This window comes from Psychrobacter sp. TB20-MNA-CIBAN-0197 (genome assembly GCF_040309765.1).
In the GTDB taxonomy this organism is placed as follows: Bacteria; Pseudomonadota; Gammaproteobacteria; order Pseudomonadales; family Moraxellaceae; genus Psychrobacter; species Psychrobacter submarinus.
On the sequence record NZ_JBEOPC010000060.1, the window covers coordinates 1 to 2,183 of the forward strand.

Genomic DNA, 2,183 nt, shown 5'->3' on the forward strand with positions numbered 1-2,183 from the left:
GGATTAAACATATATTAGCCTTGAATTGATTAAGCTTTTTTCTTACGCTTGACAGGAACTACTCCTACCTCAACTTTTTCTTTCATACGCGGTGTTGTAGGAATGTTGAACTTAACATCAGGGATTTTGATCCGCGTACCCCAGTCATTGATCTTACCTTTTGCAAATGATTTTGGCTGCGAAAGCTCTAATCTCATTAACTCACCAAATCGGTAATGAAGTAAAGTCCAAATGGTCGTTCCTTTATCAGAGTTTAATAGCGGATAAATATCATCTTTAAGGGTATTTCCCTTAATTGATCTATTGCTTACGTTTCCATCTCGTAAACCTACATACTTGTTACCTGCAAAAACACGAATTGCATGCTCCTTACACGGCGATATTACATATGCAACCCCACCTTTACCATCAACTTTAGTCCAACCAAGAGCACATAGTTTTTCTCTAAGAAAACCTGTAATGTGAAATTGCCACATTGCTAACGGAGCATTAGCTGGAAAAGAGCTTCCAACATGTTGAGTTTTTTCATTAGCGGCCAGAATCACCTCGTAAACTAGTTGAGTTGTAAGACTGGGGTGAATGGCAGCAAGAGCGCTAACGACCTCAGAATTTTCATCAATAAATTTGTCTGAAATAGCATCAAACGATGGTTGTAAAGAGAACATGGCATTTCCGATATATTATCATCAATTTGATGTATAATAATCGGAAATGCCATGTAAGTAAATAGCTAAGCGTCAATAAGATAAATAGAGCGAATTAAGTTCAGTTGCGTTGAGTATTTAGCATAGTTATTCTTATAGCCATAAGGATGGCACCCTAGTGAGGATTCGAAGCTTTGGTTGTGGGCTAATGGTAGCAACGTTTCAACTCGCTAAAATAGTCTGAGTGTACTTCGTTGTGTACTTGCCCTATATATTCTATCTGTGATCGGTGCGCTATATAGTAGACATCGAGCTGCTAGTATTTGCCATAATTATCCTTATAGGAACAGTCTGGTACTTATTTAACCTCTGACTGACTAAAAAGTAATTTTCCTATCCACCAAATGGATTCTCCAAAATTACAAATTAATTGTTCGCCTTGCTTAAGGAAAGACTCGTCTTCGTCAATTTTCGCTAATTTTAGAGCATCTCCAATTTTAGAACTAGTAGGATGTGCATCGCCTAGACGCATATCATAAGCACCAGCGATTACACCAAAGATTTGGCGAGCTCTATCGACTCCTACTTTTTGTGCCAAAATATCTTCTAATAGTTTATTTGACCCGAGTGTCTTCTTATTCTTATGTGTTGAGAGTTGGCGTAGATTGCTAACATTGAGACGATCAGAGAATATACGAATTAATTCCTTTGCTAATCTTAGTAATGAGGTTTGGTCTTTGCTTGAGAAGCGTGAAATTTGTTTTTTAAACTCAGGTTCATCTATTTCATGCGAGAACAAATCAGTATTAAACTCATTTCTAAAACCATCCTCTAACAGCTTCATACTTATAAATAAAAGTTCTTCAACAGCATGCGTAGAAGCAGGTTTAGCTTCAACCTGCGACATTAATAACTCAGATGACACCTTCCCCTCTGGAGCAATGTTATGAGCAGCCCAAATATGCTGTTCCCATGGCGCAAGACGGGCAACATCATAAGCATAAACAGTTATTAAATCAGATGAATTAATTCCAAAGTGAATTCTACACCCAGACGTAGAGTGAATACCGCCTGTTTCTGCCGTATACCATTGCAGTGAAAACCCTTGGTAACTAAGAAGTTCGCTAACTACGTTAGAACGGAACCAGAGCCATCTGCCAATATTTTCATTATTCAAAGAATGAGACGTCATTCGCGTTCCATCAGTTTTAACAATGAACTGAGGAAGTGTCTGATCTTTATCTCCCCGAACCCGTACGCTTATATTTTGATGCTCAATCCATTCGTCTCGCCAAAACTCTCCTTCTACTCGAACTCCTTTATAAACACCTTGATGGCTACCTTGCGAGCTTTCTGAGTCAGTATTTTCATCACTTTCTTGCCCCATCACTGGAGCATCTTCGTCTTCATCAATATCAGTTCGCCAGACTCTAAATGCAGCCCAGCTTCCACCGAAAACGTCTTCTAAGTCTCGAATCAAAAGCTCAAATCTTCCACCATCTCTAGACTCTTCTTTATCTGTCAGATCGGCATATACGC

General features: G+C 38.9%; 2 protein-coding genes. Both read right to left on the minus strand.

Annotated features, from left to right (window positions below; translation table 11 throughout):
* Positions 1–29 precede the first annotated feature (29 nt).
* A complete protein-coding gene (locus AAEY83_RS12565; protein WP_025643763.1) occupies positions 30–665 on the minus strand; it encodes a hypothetical protein in 636 nt (211 codons plus the stop codon).
* A gap of 337 nt (positions 666–1,002) precedes the next feature.
* The coding region (locus AAEY83_RS12570) for a hypothetical protein (protein WP_351059222.1) at positions 1,003–2,183 on the minus strand (1,181 nt) is incomplete at its 5' end.

Excerpts from the sequence above, each read along its gene's own strand:
- AAEY83_RS12565 (WP_025643763.1), bottom strand. The coding sequence starts at position 665 with ATGTTCTCTTTACAACCATCGTTTGATGCTATTTCAGACAAATTTATT.